The organism is Neorhizobium populisoli, assembly GCF_019430945.1.
GTDB lineage: Bacteria > Pseudomonadota > Alphaproteobacteria > Rhizobiales > Rhizobiaceae > Neorhizobium > Neorhizobium populisoli.
Map to the genome: position 1 here is coordinate 389,369 of NZ_JAHYCB010000006.1, position 25,874 is coordinate 415,242.

Genomic DNA, 25,874 nt, shown 5'->3' on the forward strand with positions numbered 1-25,874 from the left:
GATCGAGCCGACGAGAGGGGAACCATTTTCTGCGCAACCCCCGGAAACCCGCCTGCATAAGGACGGTTTTCCGGATCACCGGTCCCGCCTCGCCGGTTATGCGGACCGGTGTAGCCGAAGCGGGACGAGGAGATTGTAAAGGGAGTGGGTTGGGCGGGGATGAGATGAAGCAAATTTAAAGACAGATTTTGCCTCAAGTAATTGTTTTGCCTAATCTCGCCCCCCTCTGCCCTGCCGGGCATCTCCCCCACAGGTGGGGAGATTGGCTGGGAGCACCGGCTTCCCCAAACAATCTTCGTCGTCCCGATCATAGCCGCCAATTGGATCGAGTGGTCGTGCCTCTAGCCAATCTCCCTCCTTGTGGGGGAGATGCCCGGCAGGGCAGAGGGGGGTATCTCGCCCGCCGTGGCCAATCGCTTTTAGCGTTTACGCGGCACTCCGCGCATAAACCCGCAGCCGGTGCCCGTCAGGATCGGCCATCACGAACGTATAACCGAAATCCATTTCGACCGGCGTCTGCAGCACGGTCAGGCCGCGGGCCGTCCAGTCTGCATAGATCTTGTCCACATCGGCCGCGGCTTCCTGCAGGAAGCAGATTTCCGAGCCGCCGCTCGGGGCCGTAACCCGCGGTTCGGCGGTATGGCGCGACCAGAGGCCGAGTTTGGCGCCCTTATTCAGGACGAACATCGCAAAGGTCGGGGATTTTTCGACGGGTGCTGCATCGAAGAGGGATTGGTAGAAATCGGCACTCTTCAGTGGGTTGTCGACGAAGAGGATGGTGAAATCGGGATGGGCCATGTCAGTGCTCCTTGGTTTGACGGCAAGGCCGTTCGCGGCATTGCTGTTTGGGACTGACCGGAATGTATCTCGGCCTACTGTCAGATTCCGGCAGTAGCGATCACGGCTGGGGCGGAATTCCTTCCTTCTCGCGCCATTCCTTCAGGAGCACCGGCCGGCGGCGTGGATACCGTTTTTCGGTCGAGACGGCAGAAGAGATGCGGTCGGTGCGGAAATGGCGGAAATCCCGGCGCAGTTCACACCAGGCGATCATCACCCGCACGCTGTCGAAGAAACCGAGCGCGAAGGGCCAGACGCGGCGTTCCGTGAGTGCGCCCTTGTCATCCTCATATACGAGGTCAAGCATATGCTCTGATCGAATTGCTCTGCGAATCAGTGCAACATCGGCTTTGTCCTCGCCGCGGCGCGGCGTGGCGACGAGCAGGGTGGAATTGTCGAGATCCTCCTTGAGGTCCGGCGGCAGCACGGCGGCGATCTTGGCGAGCGCGTCGGCCGCACCGGCCGCAAGCCGCGGATCGGCGGTCTTCGCCACCCAGCGAGAGCCGAGCACCAGCGCCTCGATCTCCTCCTCCGAAAACATCATCGGCGGCAGCATGAAACCCGGTTTCAGCACATAACCCAGCCCCGCCTCACCCTCGATATGGGCGCCCTGCGCCTGCAGGCTGGCGATATCGCGATAAAGGGTGCGGATGCTGACCCCGGTTTCCGCGGCGAGTTTTGCGCCGCTGACCGGCTGGCGGTATCGTCGAAGCGTCTGGAGAAGGGTGAGCAGGCGCTCCGAGCGGGCGACGGTCATTGCGTTGAGCCCTTCGGCCTCGTGATGGAAATCGAGTCAGGCGGGAAAAGGCCGCCTGGCGCGGGGCATCTCGTTTTGGGTATTGTTGTGGCGGAGGGGGAATCGCTCGGCCCTGCGCTTTCGCTCCGGGCGTTCGTCGCTGCAATCGATCCACTGGATCGATTGCTCAGGCTTTGCCTGATCGCTCCTCACTCCACTCGATCCAGTCCCTCAGCAGCCGATGCGCGATCGCCCCCCTGACCGGCGCGAAATGTTTGGCGTCCGGGCCGGCATCCAGCATGGCGGCGGCCTCAGCGCGGGTGAACCAGCGGACGTCCTGCATTTCCTGCGGGTCGATGGTGATGTCTGTGGATTTCGCCTCGCCGTAACAGCCGATCATCAGCGAATGCGGCATCGGCCAGGGCTGCGAGGCATGGTAACGGACGCGGCCGACGAGGATGCCGGATTCCTCCACCGTTTCGCGGCGCACGGCATTTTCGATCGTTTCGCCCGGTTCGACGAAACCGGCGAGACAGGAATACATGCCCTCCTGGAAATGGTGGCTGCGGCCGAGCAGGCAGCTGTCGCGCTCCAGATCGACGGTCAGCATGATGACGACCGGATCGGTGCGCGGGAACATCATGTGCTCGCACTTGGTGCAGACGCGCTTGTAGCCGCCGATCTTCATCTCGGTCGGCGAACCGCATTTGCCGCAGAATTTATTGGCGGAATTCCAGTTGATCAGCGCCACCGCCTGCGCCACCTCGCCCAGCAATTCCTCCTCGATGAGGGAATCACGGAAGAGGGCGCGGGGTTCGGTCGGCTTGTACTGGGCCGAGAGATCGTCGGCGGAAATCAGCACCGGCACGGCGACGCGCGGCTCGCCGGTTTCGCGATAGCCGAGCAGGATGGCATTGTCGAAATCAGGCTTCAGTTCGGCCAGTTCATAGGCTGCAAACAGCGGATCGAGGATCTGGCCGTCATGTTTCAGGATCAGACGGCTGCCGGTGAAGGCGAGGATATGGGTGCCTTCGACGGCCAGCGCCTTTTCGACGCAATCGTCCTGGCGATATTCGGCCTGCCGGTCGAGCTTGTTTTGCGAAAATGCCGTCAGCTCGCTCGGTTCGGGATGAGGCGCGTAAATGTCGAAAAGGTTCGCGGTCATGAAAGAGCTTTTACCAGTTTCTCGAGGAAAATCTTTTGTCGCTCGGCATCATCATATGGGACGGCCTGGCCGAAACCCCAGATGGGGCCCGGCCAGTTCGCATCGCCTTCAAAACGGGCAATGACATGCACATGCAGCTGGCGGACGATATTGCCGATCGCTGCGGTATTGATCTTGGTGGCGCCGGTGACCTGTTTCAGCGCCGCGCCGACTTTCGTGATTTCGGAAAGAAGAAGCGCGTGATCGGCCGCGGACAGTTCGAAAATCTCGGTCATGCCGGGGCGTTCCGGCACCATGACCAGCCAAGGCCAGCGGCTGTCGTTCTGGATGCGCAACTGGCAGAGATCCAGCTTTTTCACGAGGTCGGAATCCCTGTCGATCCGGCCGTCCAGTTCGAATGCGCTCACGCAGCCCTCCCTTTTCTTTTTATCCGATAGCAGTTTTTTACAGGGTTCGCTTGCATTTGGAAGCGTTATTGACGATATGAGCGGTGGGAGGTTGGTGGTGGACGAGCCACTCGCCAACCGGGTCAGGTCCGGAAGGAAGCAGCCCTAACGAGCCAGGCACGGGTCGCCGTGCCAGCCTCCCACCCTTTTATGTGTACTACCATCTTGGTCAGCTTCCGGCCCGGTGAAAACCGTGGTCAGGAATGGCCCGTGCAGGCTGGCAGGACTGAATGAGCGATAACGGGCCGACATCTTCCAGCACTCCGACCGCCGGAACCGGCTATCGGGTGCTCGCCCGCAAATACCGCCCCAAGGATTTCTCCGACCTGATGGTCGGCCAGGAGCCGATGGTCCGCACGCTGACCAATGCGTTCGAGACCGGCCGCATCGCCCAGGCCTATATGCTGACCGGCGTGCGTGGTGTCGGCAAGACGACCACCGCCCGCATCCTGGCCCGCGCGCTGAATTACAAGACATCAGAGATCGACAAACCGACGATCGACCTTCGCATTCCCGGCGAACATTGCCAGGCGATCATGGAAGGCCGGCATGTCGACGTCATCGAGATGGACGCCGCCTCCCATACCGGCATCGACGATATCCGCGAGATCATCGAGCAGGTGCGCTATCGCCCGGTTTCGGCGCGTTATAAAGTCTATATCATCGACGAAGTGCACATGCTTTCGACACAGGCCTTCAACGGCCTGCTGAAGACGCTCGAAGAGCCGCCGGAGCATGTGAAGTTCATCTTCGCGACGACCGAAATCCGCAAGGTTCCGATCACCGTCCTGTCGCGCTGCCAGCGCTTCGACCTGCGCCGCATCAGCGCCGCCGATCTCGTCCATCTGTTCACCTCGATCCTCGAGAAGGAAGGCATTCCGGCCGAACCGGAAGCGCTTTCCATGGTGGCGCGTGCGGCGGAAGGTTCGGCGCGCGACGGCCTGTCGTTGCTCGACCAGGCGATCGCCCATGGCGGTGGCATCGTGATTGCCGAGACCGTGCGCGGCATGCTGGGTCTGGCCGATCGCGCCCGCATCGTCGACCTGTTCGAACATATCGTGCGCGGCGACGTGACGTCGGCGCTGTCGGAGTTTTCGGCACAATACGAGGCCGGTGCCAATCCGGTCGTGGTGCTGACGGATCTGGCCGATTTCACCCATCTCGTTACCCGTTTCAAATATATCCCGGATGCCGCCAACGATCCTTCGCTCAGCGAAGTGGAGCGGATGCGCGGCCAGGAATTTTCGCAAAGCGTTGCCGTCAGCACGCTGTCGCGCATCTGGCAGATGCTTTTGAAGGGCATTCCGGAAGTCGAAAATTCGTCCCGTTCGGCGGGTGCTGCGGAAATGGTGCTGATCCGGCTGACGCATGCGGCGTCGTTGCCGTCGCCAGAGGATGCGGCGCGCAGGCTCGCGGATTTCGCCAATGGCGACGGCCAGCGCGGCCCGGCGCCGAGCGGCAATGGTGCGAATGGCGGCGGACGCCCCGGGCCTTCCGGCCAAGCGATCAATGCGCGCGGCATCGACATGCCCGGCCAGCGCATGCCGTCCGGCGGGCCGACCGCCATGCTGCAAGCCGTACCCAATACAATGCCGCGGGACATGCCCGTCGGCCGCATCGAAACACAGCCGGCGGCAAAGCCAGAGCCGAAGGTGCCGGTCCGGTCACTGGCCGATATCGTCGATCTCTGCGCCGCAAACCGCGAGCCCAAGCTGAAGGCGCTGGTGCGCAATTTCGTGCGGCTGGTGAAGCTGGAGCCCGGCCGGCTCGACATGCAATTGACCGATGGCGGCCCCGGTTCGCTTCCCGGCGAACTCGGCGTCAAGCTGAAGGAATGGACCGGCATCCACTGGATCGTTTCGCTCAGCAAGGAACAGGGCGAGCCGACGCTGGTCGAGGCGGACAACAATGCCCGCGAGGCCCGGCTGACGGACGCCCGCGCCGATCCGGACGTGGCGGCGATCCTCGCCCAGTTTCCGGGCGCTAAGATCACCGACGTGCGCATCCGCGCTTCGGAAGAGGAAGACCAGCCCGAGGAACTGCCGCCACCGGCAGCCGCGGAAAGCGCCGAGGGCGACATTCTGCCCGGCGATGATATCGAACTATAAGAGAAGAGGAGTTTTGGCATGCGCGACATCATGGGCATGATGGGCAAGGTCAAGGAAATGCAGGCCAAGATGGAAAAGATGCAGGCGGATATCGCCCTTCTTGAAGTCGAAGGCACATCCGGCGGCGGCCTCGTGACGGTGCGCATGAACGGCAAGGGCGAGATGCTCGGCCTGAAGATCGATCCGTCGCTGTTCAAGGAAGACGAGGCGGAAATCCTCGAAGACCTGATCATCGCCGCCCACAAGACCGCCAAGGAACGCGCCGAGGCGATCACCGCCGAAAAAACCAAGGAACTGACCGCCGGCCTGCCGATCCCGCCAGGCTTCAAGCTGCCGTTCTGATCGAGCTTTGGAAGTTAGGCTCGCATTCGGTGCCTGCCCCTCACCCTAACCCTCTCCCCGCATGCGGGGAGAGGGGACGTGCCCCACGCAGACCTTAAGAAGATCGGGACGGTGCGGCATATCTCCTTCTCCCCGCGAGCGGGGAGAAGGTGGCGGCAGCCGGATGAGGGGCTACTCACGCATGACTGGCTAGATGGAGATTTCCATGACACTCGCATCGCTGATCGTCTTCATCGCCGCCCTGTTCGTGGCCGCCGGCACGCCGGGGCCGAGCATTGCGGCGCTTGTCGCCCGTGTCATCTCGAAGGGCACGCGCGGCGTGTTTCCCTTCCTGTTCGGCATGTGGATCGGCGATGCAGTGTGGCTGACGGTGGCGGTGGCCGGCCTGTCGGCGATCGCCGAGACGTTCAACCACGTCTTCATCGCCATCAAGTGGTTGGGCGTCGCCTATCTCCTCTATCTCGCATTCAAGATGTGGACCGCCTCGCCGGACAATTCCGAGGCGGAGCTTCCGGAATCGCGGTCGAGCCTCAAGCTTTTCCTGACGGCGATCTCGGTGGCCCTCGGCAATCCGAAGATCATGATGTTCTACATCGCGCTGCTGCCATCGATCATCGACATCCATTCGGTGACGGTCACCGGCTGGCTGGAACTGGTCGCGTGCCAGTTCTTCGTGCTGATGACGGTCAACATCGCCTGGATGCTGCTCGCCGGCAAGGCACGCGGCTTCCTGAAAAGCCGTCGCGCCGTGCAGATGGCGAACCGTGTCTCGGCGGGCGCGATGGCGAGCGCTGCAGCGGCGATTGCGACGCGCTGAGACAAGCGGTGACGTTTATTGGCGCGAATTGCCGATTTTCTCGAATGTCGGCCGCCAGCGGTTGCCGATAGGTGCCGCCAGGAACCGCGTCCGTTCCTGATCCGACAGTCTCCTGCCGACAGCCGCCAGCATTTCGCAAATCATCACCCGCTCACCCGAATAAAGCTCATGGCGAACCGCGTCGCCCGGCTCGATCATGCCGGGTGTGATGACGCGGCAATAGATGCCGGGGCGGGCGGCTTTCGTATAGGCCTTGACGAACATCGGATCGCCCATTTTCACCGCCAGCGTATTGCAGGGCGAGCGGGCGCAGCTGGCTTCGAGGACAACGCCACCTATATGGAAGCGGTCGCCAGCGGCGATGTCGCGGTTGTCGAGGCCTTCGACGACCAGGTTTTCACCGAATGTGCCGGGATCGACCGGTCGGCCGAGCTGCGCCGCCCACCAGTCCAGCGTTATTGCGCCTTCGATGAGAATCGCCTGGTCCTCGCCGCCGTGGTGTTTGGTGTTGCAGACGGCATCGCCGACGAGGCCGAGGTGGTCAAGCATGACGGCAGAGCTGACCGGCGTCTTGTAGATACCGGTCTTGAAACTCTTGCCGGGCAGCTTTTCGGGGCGGCCGAGGCAGACCTTGAGAAGTTTCATCGGGTTCGCTCCATACGCGTTTCCGTTATGCAGACATATGGGCTAGAGAGAGAACATGGCAAAACGAGTCACCGGCCCGGAAATTGAAAAACTCATCCAGCTTCTGGCAAAGGTTCCAGGTCTCGGCCCCCGATCGGCCCGCCGCGCGGCACTGCACCTGATCAAGAAGAAGGACCAGCTGCTCGGTCCGCTGGGACATGCGATGGGCGAGGCCTATGACAAGGTCAAGGTCTGCTCGCGCTGCGGCAATGTCGATACGTCCGATCCCTGCACGGTCTGCACCGATCACCAGCGCGACCAGTCGATGCTGATCGTGGTGGAAGACGTCTCCGACCTCTGGGCGCTGGAACGCGCCGGCGCGATGAACGCCGCCTATCACGTGCTCGGCGGCACACTTTCGCCGCTCGACGGCGTCGGGCCGGACGACCTGAACATCCGCGGTCTGATCGACCGGGTGAACGAGGGCACGATCCGCGAGATCATCATCGCGGTGAACGCCACGGTCGAGGGGCAGACGACGGCGCATTACATCACCGACCAGCTTTCGGGCATCGATGTGAAGATCACCCGCCTCGCACATGGCGTGCCGGTGGGCGGCGAACTGGACTATCTCGACGAGGGCACGCTGACGGCAGCGCTTCGGGCACGAACAGCGATATAGGGAAGCATCAATATGCGGAACCATACCCTCCTCTGGCTTGCCAGCCATCTCCCCTTCAAGGGGGGAGATTGGCCAGACGCGCCGACGTCTCCAAACCTTCAGCGCTGGCGGAATGCGAGAGGTTGCCACGACTCGATCTCCCCCCCTGAGGGGGAGATGGCTGGCAAGCCAGAGGGGGGTGGCCGCAAGCGCCTTGCCGCAATGCTTTTTGCAGCGATCACGCTCCTCCCCCTCCCCGCGCTCGCCCAGAACAAGCCGGAGGTCGAAAAGCAGTTCCAGACCTGGATCGCCTCCGATCTCGGCCCGGATGCCAAGAAGGCAGGCATATCCGACAAGACCCTGCAGGCCGCCTTCAAGGGGATCGAGCTGAACTGGACCCTGCCGGATCTGGTGCCGCCGGGTACCACGCCGCCCAAGGATCAGGACCAGAGCCAGGCGGAGTTTTCCTCGCCGGGCGCCTATTTCAACGAAAAGCGGCTGCAGACGCTGGCCACGACCGGCGGCGGGCTTGCGGCCACGCATGCCCCGACGCTGCGCAAGATCGAGGCTGCCTATGGTGTGCCGGGGGCGATCCTCGTGGCGATCTGGGGCCGCGAATCCGGCTTCGGCACGGCGAAACTGCCCTATTCGGCCGTGCAGGTTCTGGCCACCAAGGCTTTCATGTCGACCCGCAAGGACATGTTCCGCGAGGAACTGATCGCCGCCTTGAAGATGATCGAGCGCGGCGATGTCGATGCCGCGACCATGAAGGGTTCGTGGGCCGGCGCGCTCGGCCAGCCGCAATTCATGCCGTCGAGCTATCTGAAATATGCCGTCGATTTCGACAAGGATGGCCATGCGGACATCTGGAACTCGGTGCCGGACGCGCTCGCCTCGATTGCCAACTACCTGAAGAACGAAGGTTGGCAGAGCGGCCGCGACTGGGGCTTCGAGGTAACCATTCCGAACTATATTTCCTGCGCGCAGGAAGGGCCGGACAAGGCCCAGCCGGTTTCCGCCTGGGCCTCAAAAGGCATCGTCCGGGTTTCCAGCAGGGCGTTTCCGAATGGTGATCTGAAAGGCGATGGAATGATGCTGGTTCCGGCCGGGCGCTACGGACCGGAATTCATCGTCACGCCGAATTTCTACGTGCTGAAGGAATACAACAATTCCGACCTCTATGCGCTGTTCATCGGCAATCTCGCCGATCGCATCGCATTGGGTACGGCCGCATTTCAGGCCCCCTGGGGCGATGTCGGCAAGATGCTGCGTTCGGACGTGCTCGCCATGCAGAAGGCGCTGGTCGCCAAGGGTTACGATGTCGGCAATGTCGACGGGCTGCCGGGCTACAAGACCCGCCGCTCGCTCGGCGACTGGCAGTCAAAGAACGGTCAGACGCCGACCTGTTATCCGGATGCATCGCTGAAGGGACAGCTCAAATAGGCTTCTTCAGGCCTTCGTGACTGACGGTGAAACCGAGTTTCTCATAAAAGCGGATCGCATCCGGCCGCGCCTTGTCGGAGGTGAGCTGGACAAGTTTGCAGCCGCGCTCGGCGGCGCGCTGCACGGCCCATTCGATCATCTGCGAGCCGAGGCCGCTGCCCCGCTGGCTGGCGGCGATCCGCACACTTTCGATCTGCCCGCGCCACATGCCGGTGCGCGACAGGCCGGGGATGAAGGACAGCTGCAAACAGCCTACAACCTGATCAGCTTCATCGGCGGCAACCGCAAGAAACTGGTTTCCATCCGCGTCGATCGCAGCGAAGGCCTCGGCATAACGCGGATCGACTGGATCGGAGATGATCTCGCGCGATTTGCCAAGCGCATCGTCGGCCAGCAGGCCGACGATGGCGGGGAGATCGGCAGCGACGGCTCTTCGAAACGAGATCATCGGAAAAGCGCCGCCAGATTCCGCCTGCCGTCTATGACGCGGACGATCGTTACCATCAGAATGTCCAATTCATCGTCATCAGGAAGCGTTTCATAGAGGATTACATAGGGTGCTTCGACCAGCATGCGCGCGGACTCAAAGATATCCGGGTGGCGTTGGCCAAGGCGCGGCTGCTCGCGCAACAGTTCTGCCTTCCGCCGGAATCGCTCAAAATAGAGTTCGGCAATTCTCGGCTGCTCCTTGCCGATATCAATATAGATTTTCTTGACGTCGGCGCGTGCCAATGGCGTCCAGACGAGCTTAGTTCCCATTGCGCTTCAAAGCCGCCAACTCCGCTCGCGCCTCTTCTAAGGTCCGATCAAAATCGACGGCGGTTGCGGTACCGCTTGCTTTGCCGTCCTCCCACATCTTGCGAAGATCAGCCATGTCGCCTCGGCGCTGCACCCATTTGGCCGCCCAATCCCGCATCGCCTCGCGCACCACCTCGCTACTGGTAGCATAAGCTCCGCTGGCGACGGCTTCCCGCAGGATTTCGGCATGTTGCGACGTGAGCGAGATACTGACTTTTTCAACGCTAGCCATTGGCGGCTCCTGTTTCTCGATGGTGGTAATAATTACCACCATCGAGACGGCACTTCCAGATCAGTGATGCAGATCGGGCGGCGTCTTGTGGAAGATGTCATGGGCCGGCGGGATCGTCTGGCGCTCGATCATCCGGTGGACGCGCGGGCCTTCCTCGCCCTTGTGCAGCACACGGATCGCATCCCAGACTTCCGCATCGGCCTGGGTGCGGCGTTGATTGTGGCGGACGTAATCGGCCCAGGTCGCGACGTGGTAGGTTTCCGTCCAGATTTCCGGATGCTCGAGATCGCGCATCAGGCCCCATTGGCGGGCGCCGTCGCGGATGCGGATACGGCGGCGGTCGGACATCAATTCGAGGAATTTCGGGATGTCCTCGTCGGCGATGGTGTAATCCACCATGTTGACGATCGGTCCGCTGCGCGGCTGCAGGTCGAGGCGCAGCATCGGCGCGTTGAAGCGGTTGAGCGGATCGAGGTTCAGGTCGCGGAACTGCGGCAGCGGCAGGCGCATGCCGACTGCAGCACCCACCAGCATGACGAGGCTGGCAATCGACAGCGATACCGAAACACCGAACGCATCGGACAGCAGGCCCCAGACCCAGCTGCCGGCCGCGATGCCGCCGAATGTGGCGGTCTGATAAAAGGACAGCGCCCGGCCGACCACCCAGCGCGGCGTGGACAGCTGCACCGTCGTGTTGAACAGCGACAGCGCCAGAACCCAGCAGGCACCGGGCACGAGCAGAACGATGGCGGTGACGATCGTGCTGGAGCTCAGGCCGATCACTGCCGCACTGGCGGCAAAACCGAGGAAGGAGAGCCGGACGATCGATTCGCTCGACAGCTTTTCGCGCAGCCAGCCATTGCTGATCGCCCCGCCGATCGCCCCGACGCCGAAAGCTCCGAGCATGATGCCGTAAGTGAGCGGGCCGCCCGACACGAGGTCGCGCGCCACGATCGGCAGAAGCGCCAGGATGGCACTGGCAGTGAGGCCGAAGATCAGGCCGCGGAACAGCACATTCAAAATATTCGGCGACATGGCGACGTAGCCGAGACCGGCCGACAGCGCGCGGCCGAGGGTTTCGCGCGGCAGGGCGTTGTCGCGCTTTTCCGGCTTCCAGCGGAAGAGCGCGTAGAGCAGCGTCAGATAACTGCAGGCATTCACCGCGAAGGCAGCCGCCGCACCAGCGGCAGCAACGATCGCGCCGCCGATTGCCGGGCCGACGCTGCGGGTGATGTTGAACCCGACGCTGTTGACCGTCACCGCCTGCGGCAGCACTTCGCGCGGTACCATGTCGCCGACAGAGGCCTGCCAGGACGGGTTGTTGAGCGCCACGCCGCAGCCGAGCAAGAAGGTGAAACAGAGTAGCAGCCAAGGCGTCAGAAGATCGAGATAGGCGAAGACGGTCAGCGTGATCGAGACGATCAGCATGAAGGTCTGCGCCGTGATCATCAGGCTGCGGCGGTTGAAATTGTCGGCAAGCGCGCCGGCGATGAGCGAGAAGAGCATGATCGGCGCGGCAGTCGAGGCCTGGACCAAGGCCACCATGTCTTCAGACGTGGTGATCGAGGTCATCATCCAGGCGGCACCGACGGCCTGGATGAGGCTGCCGAAATTGGAGGCGAGGCTTGCGATCCAGATCGTCCTGAATGTCTGGTGCCGGAAGGGAGCCAGGGTCGATATCCGGTCGGGCACTTTGCGTCCTCTTTATGTAATGTGTTATGATCAGGCGTCGCTTCGAACGTTTATAGACCGGCGTGGCGCAAATTCCAGCGCCAGACGGGAAAACTGCCGCCAAACGGCGGGAAATAAGCAACCCTTGCAATTGCTGACCCAAGCGCGTATATGCAGGCCATATTCTTGATCGTCCGATGAAGAGTGGGCCCGACCGGACCCGCTCTTTTTTGTTAGGTGATCGCTCCAACCGAGCCGGCCGACACCGGTTCGGCAATGAACCGGAGAGCTTATGTCGCAGACCGAACACGAGCCGCGCCTCATCGTCGAGACCGGGCTCGATCTCAGGATCGCAGAAATCATCGAACCCGTTCTGATCGCCATGGACTTTCGCCTGGTGCGCGTCCGGATGCTGAACCAGAATGGCGCGACGCTGCAGATCATGGCGGAACGCAATGACGGGACCATGGATGTCGACGGCTGCGAAGCCGTGTCGGTGGCCATTTCACCCGTTCTTGATGTAGAAGATCCGATCGCGAGCGAGTATCATCTCGAAGTGTCTTCGCCGGGCATCGACCGCCCGATGGTCCGCAAGTCGGATTTCGTCCGCTGGCAGGGTCACCTGGTGAAGCTCGAGACGTCGATCATCATCGACAACCGCAAGCGGTTCCGCGGCAAGATCACCGAAACCAATGAAGACGGTTTCACGATCGAGCGCGATCAGGTCGCCTATGGCGAGGAACCGCGGGTGACGATCCCGTTCTCGGCATTGGCCGAGGGCAAGCTTATTCTGACCGACGATCTGATCCGCGATGCGCTGCGTGCCGACAAGCTGGCCAAGCAGCAGGCTGCGAACCAGAACGAAGAACAAGAAGACGAAGAATAACAACCGCTGGCCTTTATCCCGAGGAGGAGAGGCCATGACGAATTCGACTTACGGAGACCAACGACAATGGCAGTGAGCGCAAACCGGCTTGAACTTCTGCAGATCGCAGATGCTGTAGCCCGCGAAAAGGTCATCGATCGCGAGATCGTGCTGGCTGCGATGGCCGACGCCATCCAGAAGGCTGCCCGCTCCCGTTACGGCTCGGAAACCAATATCCGCGCCGACATCAATTCCAAGACCGGCGAAATCCGGCTTCAGCGCCTGCTCGAAGTCGTCGAGCACGCCGAAGACTACGGCACGCAGATTCCGCTCGCTCTGGCGCTCGACCGCAATGTCGACGCCAAGATCGGCGACTTCATCGCCGATCCGCTGCCGCCGATGGATTTCGGCCGTATCGCCGCCCAGTCGGCCAAGCAGGTCATCGTGCAGAAAGTGCGCGAAGCCGAGCGTGACCGCCAGTTCGACGAGTTCAAGGACCGCATGGGCGAAATCGTCAACGGTACCGTCAAGCGCGTCGAATACGGCAACGTCATCGTCGATCTCGGTCGTGGCGAAGGCATTATCCGCCGCGACGAGATGATCCCGCGCGAAAACATGCGCTACGGTGATCGCGTCCGCGCCTATGTCTATGACGTCCGTCGCGAACAGCGCGGCCCGCAGATCTTCCTGTCGCGTACCCATCCGCAGTTCATGGTGAAGCTGTTCACCATGGAAGTGCCGGAAATCTACGACGGCATCATCCAGATCAAGTCGGTTGCCCGCGACCCGGGTTCGCGCGCCAAGATCGCCGTCATCTCGAACGATTCGTCGATCGATCCGGTCGGCGCCTGCGTCGGTATGCGCGGTAGCCGCGTCCAGGCCGTCGTCGGCGAGCTTCAGGGCGAAAAGATCGACATCATTCCGTGGTCGCAGGACCCGGCATCGTTCATCGTCAACGCCCTGCAGCCGGCCGAAGTCGCCAAGGTCGTTCTCGACGAAGACGCAGAACGGATCGAAGTCGTGGTTCCGGACGAGCAGCTGTCGCTCGCCATCGGCCGCCGCGGCCAGAACGTCCGCCTCGCCTCGCAGCTGACCGGCTGGGACATCGACATCATGACGGAAGCCGAGGAATCGGAACGCCGCCAGAAGGAATTCACCGCCCGCACGACGCTGTTCATGGACGCGCTCGATGTCGACGAGATGATCGGCCAGGTTCTCGCCTCCGAAGGCTTCGCCCAGGTCGAGGAACTTGCCTATACGGATCTCGACGAAATCTCGTCGATCGAAGGTTTCGACGAAGACACGGCGAACGAAATCCAGACCCGCGCCCGCGAATATCTGGAGCGTATCGAAGCTGAAAACGATGCCAAGCGCGTTGAACTCGGTGTTCAGGACGAGCTGAAGCAGATCGACGGCCTCACCGCCCAGATGCTGGTCGCGCTCGGCGAAGACGGCATCAAGACGATCGAAGACTTTGCCGGCTGCGCCGCTGACGACCTCGTCGGCTGGAGCGAACGCAAGGACGGCGAGACCAAGAAGTTCGAAGGCCTGTTCTCCAAGTTCGACGTTTCGCGCGTCGAAGCCGAGAACATGGTCGTTCAGGCCCGTCTGCTGGCAGGCTGGATCACCGAAGAAGATCTCGCCGCTGGCCAGGTTGAAGAAGTCGAGGAGGCGGACGCCGCAGAACAGGAATGATGGCGCTGAGGCAGGCGCCCATTGCGTCCAATCAGACCACCATCGATATCGACGATGAAGACGACGGGAGCGAGCTGATCGTGAACGACCGGACCTGCATCGTCACCCGCGAAGCGACCCAGCCCGAAATGCTGATCCGCTTCGTGGCAGGACCCGACGGCCGCGTCGTACCGGACCTGAAGCGTCAGCTTCCCGGCCGCGGCTGCTGGATCAAGGCAGATCGGGCGCTCGTCGAAAAGGCGGCCGCCAAGAAGCTTTTCGCACGGGCACTGAAGACCGACGCGAAGGCGGATGCCGAGCTCGGCGCACTCGTCGAACGGCTGATCACAGCCGATCTCGTCGGCATGATGAACATGGCTCGCAAAGCCGGTCAGTTCATCTCCGGTGCGATGAAGGTGGATGCCGCCGTGCGCTCCGGCGCAGTGCTTGCCGTATTCCACGCGGCAGACGCCGCAGCGGACGGCGTGAGGAAAATAGACCAGGCCCGAAAGGCTTGGGTGCTCGGAAACGGGCTCGAAGAAGACATTCCGTCCTTTTCGCTCTTTACGGGAGCCGAATTGGACGAAGTGATGGGCCAGAATGCTTTTATCCATGCCTGCGCGCTTGCAGGGCAGGCGGGTGAAGGTGTAGTGAAGCGCGCAAACATGCTCGAAAGGTACCGCAATGGCGGTCAATCCGGAGCACGGAGCGGCGCTGGCCGGCCAGAACAATGATGCGGTCACCGGCAACAGCCGGCCGCCGTACCGGATTAATGCATATTATTGACGGGATCTGATGTCGCCATCCGTTTCCGTCCGAAGGAACAGGAACGGAATGACTGACAACAATGACGACAAGACGCTCGGCGTAAAAAAGACCCTCACCCTGAAGCCATCGGGGATGAGCCAGGGTACCGTGCGCCAGGATATGGGCCGCGGTCGCACGAAAGCGGTCGTCGTCGAGACAGTAAAGCGCCGGCCGACCCGGCCGCTGGACGAAAAGCCCGCATTCACCCCCGCAGCACCGCAGCCGCCGCGCCCGGTCGAGGCAGCACCCGTACAGCTGGCACCGGTAGCACCGGCACCTGTCGCTGCGGCCCCGCAGGCCGCCGCACCGCAGCCCCGCATCCACGCTCCTGCCCCGCAGGGTCAGCGCCCCGCACAACCGCAGGGCCAACGCCCCGGTCAGCCGCAGGGTCAGGGCCAGCGCCCTCCTTACCAACAGGGTCAGCGCTCTGGCTCGCCTTCGGGTCAGCAGGGCCAGCGTCCGGGTGGTTCGTCCGGTCAGCAGCAGCGTCCGCAGCAGCGCACCGGCGGTGCGGTTCTGCACGACCTTTCTGCCAGCGAAATGGATGCCCGCCGCCGCGCATTGGTGGAAGCCCAGGCGCGTGACGCCGAGGATGCCAAGCGCCGCGTCGAGGAAGAAGCACGCCGCAAGGTGGAAGACGAGCGCCGCAAGGTGGAAGAAGCCGCCGAAGCGGCTCGCCTCGCCGAAGAAGCAAGACTGCGGCCGAAGGAAGAGCCGGCGCCGGCACCTGCTGCCGTACAGCCAGCCCAGACCGAACGTCCGGCTGAGCGCGCTGCCGCGCCGGCTGGCGCTCGCACCAACGATGGCCGCCCGCAGTCTCCGCGCCCGTCGCCGGCTGCGGCACCTGCCGATCTGCCGGGCGCAGCTCCGCGTGGCCGTCGCGCCAATGAAGAGGATGACGATCGCGGTCCCTCGCGCCCCAGCAGCATACCGGGCCGTGGCCGTGTCGCCGCGCCCGTTCCCGCCAAGCCGCCGGCACGTCCGAAGGGTGACGAAGGCCGCCGCCAGGGCAAGCTGACAATCACCGCCGCAAGCACCGACGACGACGGCAACGCCCGTGGCCGTTCGATGGCGGCCATGCGCCGCCGGCAGGAAAAGTTCCGCCGCAGCCAGATGCAGGAAACCCGCGAAAAGGTTATTCGCGAAGTCATCCTGCCGGAAACCATCACCATTCAGGAACTGTCGCAGCGCATGTCCGAACGCGCCGTCGACGTCATCAAGTACCTGATGAAGGAAGGCCAAATGATGAAGCCGGGCGACGTCATCGACGCCGACCTCGCCGAACTCATCGCTTCGGAATTCGGTCATACCGTCAAGCGCGTCTCGGAATCCGACGTTGAAGAGGGCATCTTCAACAAGGCGGACGACGAAGGCGAACTGGTTTCCCGTCCTCCGGTCGTCACCATCATGGGTCACGTCGACCACGGCAAGACCTCGCTGCTCGACGCCATACGCCAGGCGAACGTCGTGTCGGGCGAAGCCGGTGGCATCACCCAGCATATCGGTGCCTACCAGGTCGAGCAGAACGGCCAGAAGATCACCTTCATCGACACCCCCGGCCACGCGGCGTTCACCGCCATGCGTGCCCGTGGTGCGCAGGCGACGGATATCGCGATCCTGGTGGTTGCAGCCGACGACAGCGTGATGCCGCAGACGATCGAGTCCATCAACCACGCCAAGGCGGCCGGTGTGCCGATCATCGTGGCGATCAACAAGATCGACAAGCACGAAGCCAAGCCGGACAAGGTCCGTCAGCAGCTTCTGCAGCACGAAGTCTTCGTGGAATCGCTCGGCGGTGAAGTCCTCGACGTCGAGGTTTCGGCCAAGAACAAGACCAACCTCGACAAGCTTCTGGAAGCCATCCTGCTGCAGGCGGAAATCCTTGACCTCAAGGCCGATCCGACCCGCACCGCAGAAGGCACCGTCATCGAAGCCCAGCTCGACCGCGGTCGCGGTGCGGTGGCTACCGTTCTCGTCCAGAAGGGTACGCTGAAGCCCGGCCAGATCATCGTTGCCGGCGATCAGTGGGGCCGCGTCCGCGCGCTCGTCACCGACAAGGGCGACCACGTCAAGGAAGCCGGTCCGGCGACCCCGGTCGAAATCCTCGGCCTGTCCGGTACGCCGGCTGCCGGCGACCGGTTTGCCGTCGTCGAAAACGAAGCACGCGCTCGCGAGATTTCCGAATATCGCCAGCGTCTTGCCCGCGACAAGGCAGCCGCACGCCAGTCCGGCCAGCGCGGTTCGCTCGAACAGATGATGAGCAAGCTGCAGAATACCGGCTTCAAGGAATTCCCGCTGGTCATCAAGGGTGACGTGCAGGGTTCGGTCGAAGCGATCATCGCGTCGCTCGACAAGCTCGGTACCGACGAAGTGCGTGCCCGTATCGTCCATTCGGGCGCCGGTGCGATCACGGAATCGGATATCTCGCTTGCCGAAGCATCGGATGCGGCGATCATCGGTTTCAACGTTCGTGCCAACGCACAGGCTCGCACCGTTGCCGACCGCAACGGCCTCGAGATCCGCTACTACAACATCATCTACGATCTGGTGGATGACGTGAAGGCAGCGATGTCGGGCCTGCTGTCGCCGGAACGTCGCGAGACCTTCCTCGGCAATGCCGAAATCCTGGAGGTGTTCAACATCACCAAGGTCGGCAAGGTCGCAGGTTGCCGCGTCACCGACGGCAAGGTCGAACGTGGTGCAGGCGTCCGCCTCATCCGCGACAACGTCGTCATCCACGAAGGCAAGCTCAAGACGCTCAAGCGCTTCAAGGACGAAGTCGCTGAAGTGCCGATGGGCCAGGAATGCGGTATGGCCTTCGAGAACTACGAAGACATCCGTGCCGGCGACATCATCGAGTGCTTCCGCGTGGAGCATATCACGCGTACGCTGTGATACCCGGCGACCAGCCCAACGACTTTCAGGAGCCGTCCGTGACCTTCACGGGCGGCTTCTGGCGTTTTGAGTATTCGATATCCGACGCGGAACTGGAAGAAGGTATCGACTTTGTGGTCCGGTACCATTTTGAGCGCCGACGGAAGCTCTTTGGATTGCTGGGGCTCTACGACAGGCTGGCAAGGAAGCTCCAGGCGCCGAGCCCTTCGCCAATCCTCATCTCGGAACCGCGCGAGATCCGTACCATCAGGGCGGAATTCGGACCGGATATCGTCCGCGCACAGGGAGACGGCCTGCTGATAGAGCTGGATACGAAACGCCTCAGGAAGTTGATCGAACTGGGCGACTGGCTGGTTCTTTTCTACGACGGCGGACATCTCCTCCTGCCGCGCCGGATTTTTCCCGACGAGGCAACAGCCGGACGTTACGTCGGTCACGTGCGCGACCTGATCCGCCGGCACTAGGGCAATTCCGCTTTTCCTCGAACAGCGAAACAGCCTACGTCTTCAGTACCGACAAGCATGGCAAAAATTTTCAGCTTCTACCCGAGCGCTCGCAACGGTAAGCATCTGCCCTAAATCTGCATTTCCGGTTTTTGAGGAGGAAGACATGGCTGTTTCATTCGACCTGAGCGGCAAGACGGCAATCGTCACCGGCGCCAATACGGGCCTTGGCCGGGGTATCGCCGTGGCGCTCGCCGAGGCCGGTGCCGATGTGGCGCTGGTCGGGCGGTCGTCGATGGCGGATACCGAAGCGGCCGTCGCTGCAGCCGGCGGACGTTCCGTCGCGATCCAGGCCGATCTTTCGACGCTCGAGCCGGTCGACCGGGTGATCCAGGAAACGCTCGCCTTTACCGGCCGGGCCGATATCCTCGTCAATAATGCCGGCATCATCCGCCGTGCCGATTCGATCGACTTCACGGAAGCCGACTGGGATGCGGTGATGGACGTCAACCTGAAGACCGTCTTCTTCCTCTCCCAGGCGTTTGCAAAACACCTGATCTCCGAGGGCAAGGGCGGCAAGATCATAAATATCGCCTCGCTTCTCTCCTTCCAGGGCGGCATCCGAATTCCGTCCTATACGGCCTCGAAGAGCGGCCTTGCGGGCCTTACCCGGCTGCTCGCCTGCGAATGGGCGGCCAAGGGCATCAATGTCAACGCCATCGCGCCCGGCTATTTCTCGACCAACAATACCGAAGCGCTGCGCAACGACCCTGACCGCAATTCGGCGATCCTCGGCCGCATTCCCGCCGGACATTGGGGCAAGCCGGACGAGCTCGGCGGCGCGGCCGTCTTCCTCGCAGCTCCGGCATCCGATTACGTTCACGGCATCGTGCTGCCCGTCGATGGCGGCTGGCTGGCGCGCTAAGGCGGGCTACGTCTTGCCGGACGGCCTGTTTTTCAGTCACATTTCGGCACCTTCATGCGCGGTGGACATGGCAAATGCCCGCCGCGGCTGAATTTGATCGATTTTCTCAAGATTTATTAGTTGCCATTTCCACTCATGTTTATTATCCGGTAACTGCATTATCGCTGGCCCGGCTGTGGGCCGCGATGTCCCGTTTCCGGCGATCAACACCGCTTAGCCAAGCGCCGTCGATACCGCCGAACAGTCCGGAGTATCGTCTGCCATGCCTGTCGTCCTGAAGCCCGCCTTTTCAACGTGCCAGCCGACCGGAAAACGCCTCTTGCCAGGCTCGATGCTGCTGGCAGCCAGCCTGCTGGCCGCCACTGCCGCACTCGCACAGACGCCCGCGCCCGAAGCTGCCCAGCAGGCAGCGCCGCAATCGACGCAGACCCCTGCCCCGGCAGCGCAACCTTCGGCACCTACACCGGCACCCACAGCGCAGCCCTCTGCAACGCAGGCGGCGCCTACCACATCCCGCATGCCGGCAGATCTTGCCGCCTCTCCTTCCGCTCCGGCGGCAAACACCGCTCCGCAGGCTGCGACACCCGCCCCGGTGCAGCAGCAGCCCGCGCAGGTTCCGCCCGTACAGACCCAGCCCGCAGCGCCTTCCGCCTCGACAGCGGAGAATAACGGCGCCAGCCAGCCGGCAGGATCAGGACAGGCTCCGGCAACACCTGCCCAGCCGGCCCCGGCGCAACCAGCCCCCGCCGCTTCCGCGCCGCAGCCGGCCGCACAGGAGCCTGCTGCGCAAAAACCGCTCGATCTCCTGACGCAGTTCCTCGAGCCGGAGCGCCGTTCCGACCTGCCGCACGATCTTTCGCCCTGGGGCATGTTCCTGGCCGCCGACTGGGTGGTGAAGGGCGTGATGATGGGCCTTGCCTTCGCATCGCTCGTCACCTGGACCGTCTGGCTTGCCAAGACGCTGGAGCTTGCCGGCGCCCGCACCCGCGCAGCGGGGACGATCAAGATCATCCGCAAGTCGCGTTCGCTGGCCGATGCGGTGGATGCCGCCGATGGCCGCGGCGGTCCCGCCGCGCTGATGCTGCGCGCTGCAGCCGAGGAAATGCAGCTTTCCGAAGCCGCGCTTGATCACGCGGATGGCGACGGCGTCAAGGAACGGGTCTCCTCCGTGCTGTCGCGCATCGAGGCCTATGCCGGACGGCGCATGTCGCGCGGCACCGGCATGCTGGCGACGATCGGTTCGACCGCGCCTTTCGTCGGCCTGTTCGGCACCGTCTGGGGCATCATGAACTCGTTCATCGGCATTTCCGAATCCAACACGACCAACCTTGCGGTCGTGGCACCTGGCATTGCCGAGGCGCTGCTGGCCACCGCGATCGGCCTTGTCGCCGCCATTCCTGCCGTCGTCATCTATAACGTCTTCGCCCGCTCCGTGACCGGCTATCGCCAGTTGCTCGCCGATGCGGCGGCAGGTGTCGAGCGACTGGTCAGCCGCGATCTCGATTTCCGTAAGGTGCCGCCGGGCGGACGCAGCAAGGCGCCGGTTTCGCTGGTCGCGGGAGGCTGAGACCATGGCCGGCGGTATCCGCGAAAATCACGGCGACGAGCTTGCCGAAAATCACGAGATCAACGTGACGCCGTTCATCGACGTCATGCTGGTCCTGCTGATCATCTTCATGGTGGCCGCGCCGCTTTCCACCGTCGACGTCAATGTCGACCTGCCCGCCTCCTCCGCCAAGCCGGCCGAACGGCCGGAGCAACCGCTCTACCTGACGGTCAAGGAGGATCTGAGCCTCAATATCGGCAATGATCCCGTCGCCCGCGAACAGCTTGCCACGACACTCGACCGCGTGACCGAGGGCAAGAAGGACACCCGCGTCTTCCTGCGCGCCGACAAGGCCGTGGGCTACGGCCAGTTCATGGAAGTGATGAACATGCTGCGCGACGCCGGTTATCTGAAGATCGCCCTGGTCGGCCTCGAGACGCTGCCGGTACCGCAGGCATTGCCGACCGCCGCCGCGCCGGGCCAGACGCCCGCCCAGGCTCCCAATCAGACACCCGCCGCTGCACCGCAGCCGGCACCGGCAACGGGAACGAAGCCATGAGCCTCGTCGTCTCGCAGACAGGTCCGGGCGGACGCGTCGGCGAGCTGGCGCTGTGGGGCGCGGCCGGCCTCGTGGTGCTGACCCTGCATTTCGGCGCCGCCGTCTACCTGATGCAGCGCACGCCCGATGCGCCTTCCGACAATTCGCCGCCGGCTGCAATCATGATCGAGCTGGCGCCTGAACCGGAAGCCGCAAACACCGAGGAAGAGCAGATTGCTCCCGACGTGGTGGAGCAGGAACTGGTGCCGACCGAACAGCTTGAGCCGGTCGAAACGCCGCCGGAACCCATCGAGCAGGCACAGCCGGAGCCCGAGCCGCAGCCGGTGGAAACCCCGCCGGAAATTGCCGAGCCTGCCCCGGTCGAGCCTCCGCCGCCCGAAGTCGCCGAGATTCTTGAGCCGACGCCGCCCGAACCGGTGATCGAGGAACCTCTGCCCGAACCGCCGCCGGAGCCGGAGCCGCAGATCACCCAGACCATTCCCGAACCGACGCCCGAGCCTGTCGATCCCATCGAGGAGCAGATGACCGCGGCGCTGGAGAATGTCGAAGTGCCGCTGCCGACCTTCCGGCCGCTGCCACCGCCGATCGCCGAAAAGCCGACGGAAGAAAAGAAGCCGGAGCCCAAGAAGGAACAGTCTAAGAAGGTTCAGCAGAAGCCGAAGCAGCAGCAGCCGCAGGCTCAGCAGGAGCGCGCCGAGGCGAAAGTGCAGGCCAAGGAATCCGACCGCACGGCGGCCGACCGGACCTCGACCGGCCTCTTCTCGCAATCGGTGACGCCGGCGAAGTGGAAATCCCGCGTCGAGGCAAAGCTTGCGAGAACCGCCCGTAAATGCCCTTCCAATGGCAGCGGAACGGCAACGGTACGCTTCAGTTTCGATGGCAGCGGCAACGTGACCAATGTCTCGCTTTCCCGCTCCTCCGGTGATCCGAAGGTCGATGATTATATCGTCGGCGCCGTGCGACGGGCCTCCCCCATCCCCTCTCCGCCCTCCGGCGTTTCGAGCTTTCTGGACCAGGCACTGACCTGCCGTTAAGGCGTGTCATGCCCTGAGGCATTGGTCGGACGCGTCACGGCGCGTTCGCCCTAGCGATGACATTGTCGCAACAGGCATTTTAGCGCTGACAGATCGCCGATATTGCGATTATATGCGGTGCAGCATTTCTGACCTGATCCGGATTTTCCCATGCATATGACCATCGCCGAAACCGAAACGCTGGTGCGCAGCGTTTTCGAAGCCAACGGCGTTTTGCCCGAAACCGCGCTGTCCGTCGCATTCGCGCTGGTGCATGCGGAGGCGGCCGGCCAATACGGTCACGGACTGCGGCGCATTCCCGCCTATATCGGCCAAGCGTTGAGCGGCAAGGTGGATGGCCGGGCGAAAATCTCCTCATCCCGGCCGCGGCCGGCGGTGCTCTCCATCGATGCGGCACTCGGTTATGCCTATCCGGCCTTCGATCTTGCCGTCGACGAACTTCCGGTAATCGCGCGGGAACAGGGACTTGCGCTCGGTCTCATACACCGTTCGCACCATGCGGGCGTCATGGCGCTGACGGTGGAGCGGTTTGCCGAACAGGGGCTGGTGGCGCTGATGTTTGCCAATGCGCCGGCCTCGATGGCGGCCTGGGGCGGCCGCAAACGGTTGTTCGGCACCAATCCGATCGCATTCGCGACGCCGGTGGCCGGTGAAGAGCCGCTCGTCATCGACTTGGCGCTTTCGACCGTCGCGGCCGGCAAGATCATGGCGGCGCGGCAGAAGGGCGAGGCTATTCCTGAAGGCTGGGCCTTCGATGCGGACGGCCAGCCGACCACCGATCCGAATGCCGCACTGAAGGGGCTGATGGCGCCTTCCGGCGGCGCCAAGGGTGCCGCGCTGGCGCTGATGGTGGAAGTGCTGTCGGCCGGCCTGACCGGCGGCAATTTTTCCGGCCAGGCAAGTTCCTTCATGGAGCCGAACGGCGCGCCGCCCTCCGTCGGCCAGACGCTGATCGTCATCGATCCGTCCGCCGGCACGGAGTCTGCGGCAGGCAGGATCGCCGAGCTTGCCGAAGAGATCGCCTCGGAAGACGGCGTGCGCCTGCCCGGCCGCCGCGGTCAGTCCTCCCGCCGCAAGGCGATCGAGTACGGTCTGGAGATCGACGACGAGCTGATTGCAATGATTTCCGCGCTGGCTAAGCCCGAAGTGCTGCAGCCGGCGATTGCCGATAGGCCAGAAGCGCCGGCACAGAAGCGAGCATAGCCGACGCGCCGAGCAGTAGCAGCGCAGAGCGGATATCCTCGCGGGCAAAACCGACCGGCAGCACGATGCCGCTCTGTGTCGTGAACACCTCGGCGATCATCTGCGCGGCGACAAGGCCGATCAGGAAGCCAAGGCCGATGCCGATGGCGACCAGCAGGAACAGTTCGAGCCAGACGATGGCGAAGACCGACAGGCGCGGCGCCCCGAAGGCGCGCAGCGCGCCGATCTGCCGGCGCCGCTGGCCGATATGGGTGACGGTGACCAGTACGAGTGCCGCTGCCACCAGCCCTTGAGAACCGGCCGCGACCGCACTCAGCACCAGCTTGGCATCGCCCATCGTCGCGTAAAGATTGGTCAGCACCTCGCCTGGGAAGACGGCGAGCGTGTTGCCGCTACGATATTCCTGCCGCAGCTTGTAGGCATCGGCGATCGTCTTCGGCTTGACTAGGACGGCCGGCAGGCCGGGAGCGGTCGCAGTAAAATCCTCGTCGATTGCCGCATCCGCGTCGATCGAGCCGTGATGATCGTGTTCGTCGTGATCTTCTGCTGCATGGGCGGCATCCGGAGCGGAACCGCTCGCCTCATGCGCGTGGCCATGACCGTTATCTGCCGTGTGAACCTCGCGGTTGCCGAGCAGCGGCGAAGGGCCATGGTCGTGGCCATCGCCGTGATAATGGCCCGCCGGCAAAGGTGCGGGCACGACGGCCGGCGTTGAAGCGGTATGACCGCTTTCCTCCTGATCATGCTCCTTATGGCCGAGGCCATGCACGTGCCAGACGGCCTGGATCGGCACCAGGATGGCGCGGTCCCAGGGCGTGCCGGTAGGCTGTAGCCTGCCGGCGACGTGATAAACGACGCCGGCGTGGGTTTCGCCGCCAATCTGCGCCGTGCCGTGCATCGGCTTGATCTCGGCGCCGACCGGCAGTTTCACCGCCGCGCCGACAACGGCCTCGCCTTCCTTGTCGAACATCCGGCCTTCGGAGAAGCCGCTGACGGTCGAGGAGATCAACGCGCGGGTGGTGCCGACCAAAGGATAGCCGGCGAAAGAATCGCCGAAACCGACCGGCGCGACCCAAGTGACGCGCTTGTCTTTCGAGAGCTTGGCAAGCACTTCGCCCGACATCAAAGGCAGCGGCGACGGTTGCAGAAAGATCGAGGAAAGCACCAGCTGCGTCTCGCTGCCGGCCGCGCCGATGACGAGATCGAACTTGTCGGCGGCCCGCGCGCTGCCGAGCCGCAGCGCGCGTTCCTGCAGCGTCACGGTGACGCCAAGCGCCACGGCAAGCGCCACCAGCAACACGACAACGACGGCGCCTGCCCAGAGACGGCGGAGATCCGCGAGGATGAAACGGATCATGCCGCCACTCCTTCCACAGCGCTATCGGCGGCGATACGGCCGGCGGCGAGCGTGATGCGGCGGTCCAGGCGGCCGATCAGCCGATGGTCGTGCGAGACGACGATCAGCGTGCTGCCCGCCTCGTCGGCCATGTCGATCAACAGGCGGCCGACATTTTCACCGGCATCGGCATCGAGGCTGGCGGTCGGCTCGTCGGCGACGAGGACACCCGGCTTGCGCAGCAGGGCGCGGGCGATAGCCACGCGCTGCATCTCGCCGCGCGACATGGTCTCGATCTTCTGTTCGGGCCGGGACAGGCCGACGATTTTCAGGAGTTCATGGGCGCGGGCGACCAGTGCTGCATCGGCGACGCGCGCAAGGCGCGCCGGCAAAAGAACGTTCTCGACGGCGGAGAGGCCGGGAAACAGGTGAAAATCCTGCATGACGAGGCCGACATGTTCGGCCCGCCAGCGGTCACGACGGGATTCGGAAAGGTTGGCGATATCCGCGCCATTCCAGAAAACCTTGCCGGATGTCGCCTTTTCGAGGCCGGTCGCGATGTTGATGAACGTGCTCTTGCCCGACCCCGAACCGCCGGTGATCGCGATGCGTTCGCCAGCAGCTATCGTCAGATGATCGATGGCGAGGACAGGAGAACTCAAGCCGGCAAAGGAAACTGCCAGCCTCTCGATCACGAGTGCGAGCAT

26 protein-coding genes and 1 other RNA gene are annotated in these 25,874 nt (G+C 63.3%); 16 read left to right on the forward strand and 11 right to left on the reverse strand.

Annotated elements, in window-relative coordinates; translation table 11 throughout:
* Positions 1–426: 426 nt before the first annotated feature.
* The 4 genes from KX729_RS19395 to KX729_RS19410 form a co-directional block, all read right to left on the reverse strand.
* Positions 427–798, reverse strand: coding sequence for a VOC family protein (locus KX729_RS19395; RefSeq protein ID WP_219744119.1), 372 nt, complete (start codon positions 796–798; stop codon positions 427–429).
* A gap of 100 nt (positions 799–898) precedes the next feature.
* Complete coding sequence (locus tag KX729_RS19400; protein ID WP_219744120.1) at positions 899–1,594, reverse strand: helix-turn-helix transcriptional regulator; 696 nt, start codon at positions 1,592–1,594, stop codon at positions 899–901.
* 166 nt (positions 1,595–1,760) lie between these two features.
* Positions 1,761–2,738 (reverse strand): NAD(+) diphosphatase, encoded by a 978-nt coding sequence (nudC, locus tag KX729_RS19405; protein WP_219744121.1) that lies wholly within the window; start codon positions 2,736–2,738, stop codon positions 1,761–1,763.
* A complete protein-coding gene (locus KX729_RS19410; RefSeq protein ID WP_219744122.1) occupies positions 2,735–3,145 on the reverse strand; it encodes an HIT domain-containing protein in 411 nt (136 codons plus the stop codon). The genes nudC and KX729_RS19410 overlap by 4 nt, the downstream gene beginning before the upstream one ends.
* A gap of 86 nt (positions 3,146–3,231) precedes the next feature.
* Here KX729_RS19410 and ffs point away from each other — a divergent pair.
* The 4 genes from ffs (at position 3,232) to KX729_RS19430 (ending at position 6,451) form a co-directional block, all read left to right on the forward strand.
* An RNA gene (gene ffs / locus KX729_RS19415) (signal recognition particle sRNA small type) lies at positions 3,232–3,328 on the forward strand.
* A gap of 86 nt (positions 3,329–3,414) precedes the next feature.
* Positions 3,415–5,292 carry a DNA polymerase III subunit gamma/tau gene (locus KX729_RS19420; protein ID WP_219744123.1) on the forward strand — a complete coding sequence of 626 codons (1,878 nt, stop codon included), beginning with the start codon at positions 3,415–3,417 and terminating at the stop codon, positions 5,290–5,292.
* A gap of 18 nt (positions 5,293–5,310) precedes the next feature.
* A complete protein-coding gene (locus tag KX729_RS19425; RefSeq protein WP_219744124.1) occupies positions 5,311–5,634 on the forward strand; it encodes a YbaB/EbfC family nucleoid-associated protein in 324 nt (107 codons plus the stop codon).
* Between the two features lie 205 nt (positions 5,635–5,839).
* Positions 5,840–6,451: a LysE family translocator gene (locus KX729_RS19430; RefSeq protein WP_219744125.1), complete on the forward strand. Its 612-nt coding sequence runs from the start codon at positions 5,840–5,842 to the stop codon at positions 6,449–6,451.
* A 15-nt stretch (positions 6,452–6,466) separates the two neighbouring features.
* Here the strand turns inward: KX729_RS19430 and KX729_RS19435 are convergent, their stop codons facing one another.
* Positions 6,467–7,096 (reverse strand): MOSC domain-containing protein, encoded by a 630-nt coding sequence (locus tag KX729_RS19435; protein WP_219744126.1) that lies wholly within the window; start codon positions 7,094–7,096, stop codon positions 6,467–6,469.
* Positions 7,097–7,151: 55 nt separating this feature from the next.
* Between KX729_RS19435 and recR the strand changes: the two genes are divergently transcribed.
* Together recR and KX729_RS19445 are read left to right on the forward strand one after the other, a co-directional pair.
* Entirely contained in the window at positions 7,152–7,757 is a 606-nt protein-coding gene (recR, locus tag KX729_RS19440) for a recombination mediator RecR (protein WP_219744127.1), read from the forward strand.
* 156 nt (positions 7,758–7,913) lie between these two features.
* Positions 7,914–9,179: a lytic murein transglycosylase gene (locus tag KX729_RS19445; protein ID WP_219744128.1), complete on the forward strand. Its 1,266-nt coding sequence runs from the start codon at positions 7,914–7,916 to the stop codon at positions 9,177–9,179.
* Here the strand turns inward: KX729_RS19445 and KX729_RS19450 are convergent.
* The 4 genes from KX729_RS19450 to KX729_RS19465 are packed head-to-tail and all read right to left on the reverse strand — an operon-like array spanning position 9,172 to position 11,901.
* Positions 9,172–9,627, reverse strand: coding sequence for a GNAT family N-acetyltransferase (locus tag KX729_RS19450; protein ID WP_219744129.1), 456 nt, complete (start codon positions 9,625–9,627; stop codon positions 9,172–9,174). The two genes, KX729_RS19445 and KX729_RS19450, sit on opposite strands and share 8 nt — an antisense overlap.
* Entirely contained in the window at positions 9,624–9,938 is a 315-nt protein-coding gene (locus KX729_RS19455) for a type II toxin-antitoxin system RelE/ParE family toxin (protein WP_219744130.1), read from the reverse strand. The genes KX729_RS19450 and KX729_RS19455 overlap by 4 nt, the downstream gene beginning before the upstream one ends.
* Positions 9,928–10,209, reverse strand: a complete 282-nt coding sequence (locus KX729_RS19460; RefSeq protein WP_219744269.1) for a ribbon-helix-helix domain-containing protein — start codon at positions 10,207–10,209, stop codon at positions 9,928–9,930. Before KX729_RS19460 ends, KX729_RS19455 begins: the two co-directional genes overlap by 11 nt.
* Positions 10,210–10,269: 60 nt before the next feature.
* The gene (locus KX729_RS19465) at positions 10,270–11,901 is read right to left on the reverse strand and encodes an MFS transporter (protein ID WP_219744131.1); all 1,632 of its coding nucleotides are present in this window, start codon (positions 11,899–11,901) and stop codon (positions 10,270–10,272) included.
* Between the two features lie 271 nt (positions 11,902–12,172).
* On the opposite strand from KX729_RS19465, the gene rimP reads away from it, so the two are divergent.
* From rimP to KX729_RS19515, 10 genes are all read left to right on the forward strand, one after another.
* On the forward strand, positions 12,173–12,766 hold the full coding sequence (gene rimP / locus KX729_RS19470) for a ribosome maturation factor RimP (RefSeq protein ID WP_219744132.1): 594 nt from the start codon (positions 12,173–12,175) through the stop codon (positions 12,764–12,766).
* Positions 12,767–12,832: 66 nt separating this feature from the next.
* Complete coding sequence (gene nusA, locus KX729_RS19475; protein WP_219744133.1) at positions 12,833–14,440, forward strand: transcription termination factor NusA; 1,608 nt, start codon at positions 12,833–12,835, stop codon at positions 14,438–14,440.
* The gene (locus KX729_RS19480) at positions 14,440–15,153 is read left to right on the forward strand and encodes an RNA-binding protein (protein ID WP_219744134.1); all 714 of its coding nucleotides are present in this window, start codon (positions 14,440–14,442) and stop codon (positions 15,151–15,153) included. Before nusA ends, KX729_RS19480 begins: the two co-directional genes overlap by 1 nt.
* A 100-nt stretch (positions 15,154–15,253) precedes the next feature.
* Positions 15,254–18,121 (forward strand): translation initiation factor IF-2, encoded by a 2,868-nt coding sequence (infB, locus tag KX729_RS19485; protein ID WP_219744135.1) that lies wholly within the window; start codon positions 15,254–15,256, stop codon positions 18,119–18,121.
* Positions 18,122–18,159: 38 nt separating this feature from the next.
* Positions 18,160–18,585: a hypothetical protein gene (locus KX729_RS19490; protein ID WP_219744136.1), complete on the forward strand. Its 426-nt coding sequence runs from the start codon at positions 18,160–18,162 to the stop codon at positions 18,583–18,585.
* Positions 18,586–18,730: 145 nt separating this feature from the next.
* On the forward strand, positions 18,731–19,489 hold the full coding sequence (gene kduD / locus KX729_RS19495) for a 2-dehydro-3-deoxy-D-gluconate 5-dehydrogenase KduD (protein WP_219744137.1): 759 nt from the start codon (positions 18,731–18,733) through the stop codon (positions 19,487–19,489).
* 331 nt (positions 19,490–19,820) lie between these two features.
* Positions 19,821–21,056, forward strand: a complete 1,236-nt coding sequence (gene exbB / locus KX729_RS19500) for a tonB-system energizer ExbB (RefSeq protein ID WP_219744270.1) — start codon at positions 19,821–19,823, stop codon at positions 21,054–21,056.
* Between the two features lie 4 nt (positions 21,057–21,060).
* Complete coding sequence (exbD, locus tag KX729_RS19505; protein WP_219744138.1) at positions 21,061–21,594, forward strand: TonB system transport protein ExbD; 534 nt, start codon at positions 21,061–21,063, stop codon at positions 21,592–21,594.
* Positions 21,591–22,628 (forward strand): cell envelope integrity protein TolA, encoded by a 1,038-nt coding sequence (gene tolA / locus KX729_RS19510; RefSeq protein ID WP_219744139.1) that lies wholly within the window; start codon positions 21,591–21,593, stop codon positions 22,626–22,628. The genes exbD and tolA overlap by 4 nt, the downstream gene beginning before the upstream one ends.
* A gap of 150 nt (positions 22,629–22,778) precedes the next feature.
* The gene (locus tag KX729_RS19515) at positions 22,779–23,831 is read left to right on the forward strand and encodes an Ldh family oxidoreductase (RefSeq protein WP_219744140.1); all 1,053 of its coding nucleotides are present in this window, start codon (positions 22,779–22,781) and stop codon (positions 23,829–23,831) included.
* On the opposite strand, the gene KX729_RS19520 is transcribed toward KX729_RS19515, so the two are convergent.
* Positions 23,764–25,188: an ABC transporter permease gene (locus tag KX729_RS19520; RefSeq protein ID WP_219744141.1), complete on the reverse strand. Its 1,425-nt coding sequence runs from the start codon at positions 25,186–25,188 to the stop codon at positions 23,764–23,766. The genes KX729_RS19515 and KX729_RS19520 overlap by 68 nt on opposite strands.
* Positions 25,185–25,874 carry an ABC transporter ATP-binding protein gene (locus KX729_RS19525; RefSeq protein ID WP_219744142.1) on the reverse strand — a complete coding sequence of 230 codons (690 nt, stop codon included), beginning with the start codon at positions 25,872–25,874 and terminating at the stop codon, positions 25,185–25,187. The genes KX729_RS19520 and KX729_RS19525 overlap by 4 nt, the downstream gene beginning before the upstream one ends.

Coding starts and splice junctions, on each gene's coding strand:
- KX729_RS19400 (WP_219744120.1), bottom strand. CDS start 1,594: ATGACCGTCGCCCGCTCGGAGCGCCTGCTCACCCTTCTCCAGACGCTT.
- exbB (WP_219744270.1), top strand. CDS start 19,821: ATGCTGCTGGCAGCCAGCCTGCTGGCCGCCACTGCCGCACTCGCACAG.
- recR (WP_219744127.1), top strand. CDS start 7,152: ATGGCAAAACGAGTCACCGGCCCGGAAATTGAAAAACTCATCCAGCTT.
- KX729_RS19445 (WP_219744128.1), top strand. CDS start 7,914: ATGGCTGGCAAGCCAGAGGGGGGTGGCCGCAAGCGCCTTGCCGCAATG.
- nusA (WP_219744133.1), top strand. CDS start 12,833: ATGGCAGTGAGCGCAAACCGGCTTGAACTTCTGCAGATCGCAGATGCT.
- KX729_RS19425 (WP_219744124.1), top strand. CDS start 5,311: ATGCGCGACATCATGGGCATGATGGGCAAGGTCAAGGAAATGCAGGCC.
- KX729_RS19450 (WP_219744129.1), bottom strand. CDS start 9,627: ATGATCTCGTTTCGAAGAGCCGTCGCTGCCGATCTCCCCGCCATCGTC.
- KX729_RS19515 (WP_219744140.1), top strand. CDS start 22,779: ATGCATATGACCATCGCCGAAACCGAAACGCTGGTGCGCAGCGTTTTC.
- rimP (WP_219744132.1), top strand. CDS start 12,173: ATGTCGCAGACCGAACACGAGCCGCGCCTCATCGTCGAGACCGGGCTC.
- KX729_RS19435 (WP_219744126.1), bottom strand. CDS start 7,096: ATGAAACTTCTCAAGGTCTGCCTCGGCCGCCCCGAAAAGCTGCCCGGC.
- KX729_RS19395 (WP_219744119.1), bottom strand. CDS start 798: ATGGCCCATCCCGATTTCACCATCCTCTTCGTCGACAACCCACTGAAG.
- KX729_RS19430 (WP_219744125.1), top strand. CDS start 5,840: ATGACACTCGCATCGCTGATCGTCTTCATCGCCGCCCTGTTCGTGGCC.
- KX729_RS19480 (WP_219744134.1), top strand. CDS start 14,440: ATGGCGCTGAGGCAGGCGCCCATTGCGTCCAATCAGACCACCATCGAT.
- infB (WP_219744135.1), top strand. CDS start 15,254: ATGACTGACAACAATGACGACAAGACGCTCGGCGTAAAAAAGACCCTC.
- kduD (WP_219744137.1), top strand. CDS start 18,731: ATGGCTGTTTCATTCGACCTGAGCGGCAAGACGGCAATCGTCACCGGC.
- nudC (WP_219744121.1), bottom strand. CDS start 2,738: ATGACCGCGAACCTTTTCGACATTTACGCGCCTCATCCCGAACCGAGC.
- tolA (WP_219744139.1), top strand. CDS start 21,591: ATGAGCCTCGTCGTCTCGCAGACAGGTCCGGGCGGACGCGTCGGCGAG.
- KX729_RS19420 (WP_219744123.1), top strand. CDS start 3,415: ATGAGCGATAACGGGCCGACATCTTCCAGCACTCCGACCGCCGGAACC.
- KX729_RS19460 (WP_219744269.1), bottom strand. CDS start 10,209: ATGGCTAGCGTTGAAAAAGTCAGTATCTCGCTCACGTCGCAACATGCC.
- KX729_RS19525 (WP_219744142.1), bottom strand. CDS start 25,874: ATGCTCGCACTCGTGATCGAGAGGCTGGCAGTTTCCTTTGCCGGCTTG.
- KX729_RS19455 (WP_219744130.1), bottom strand. CDS start 9,938: ATGGGAACTAAGCTCGTCTGGACGCCATTGGCACGCGCCGACGTCAAG.
- KX729_RS19520 (WP_219744141.1), bottom strand. CDS start 25,188: ATGATCCGTTTCATCCTCGCGGATCTCCGCCGTCTCTGGGCAGGCGCC.
- exbD (WP_219744138.1), top strand. CDS start 21,061: ATGGCCGGCGGTATCCGCGAAAATCACGGCGACGAGCTTGCCGAAAAT.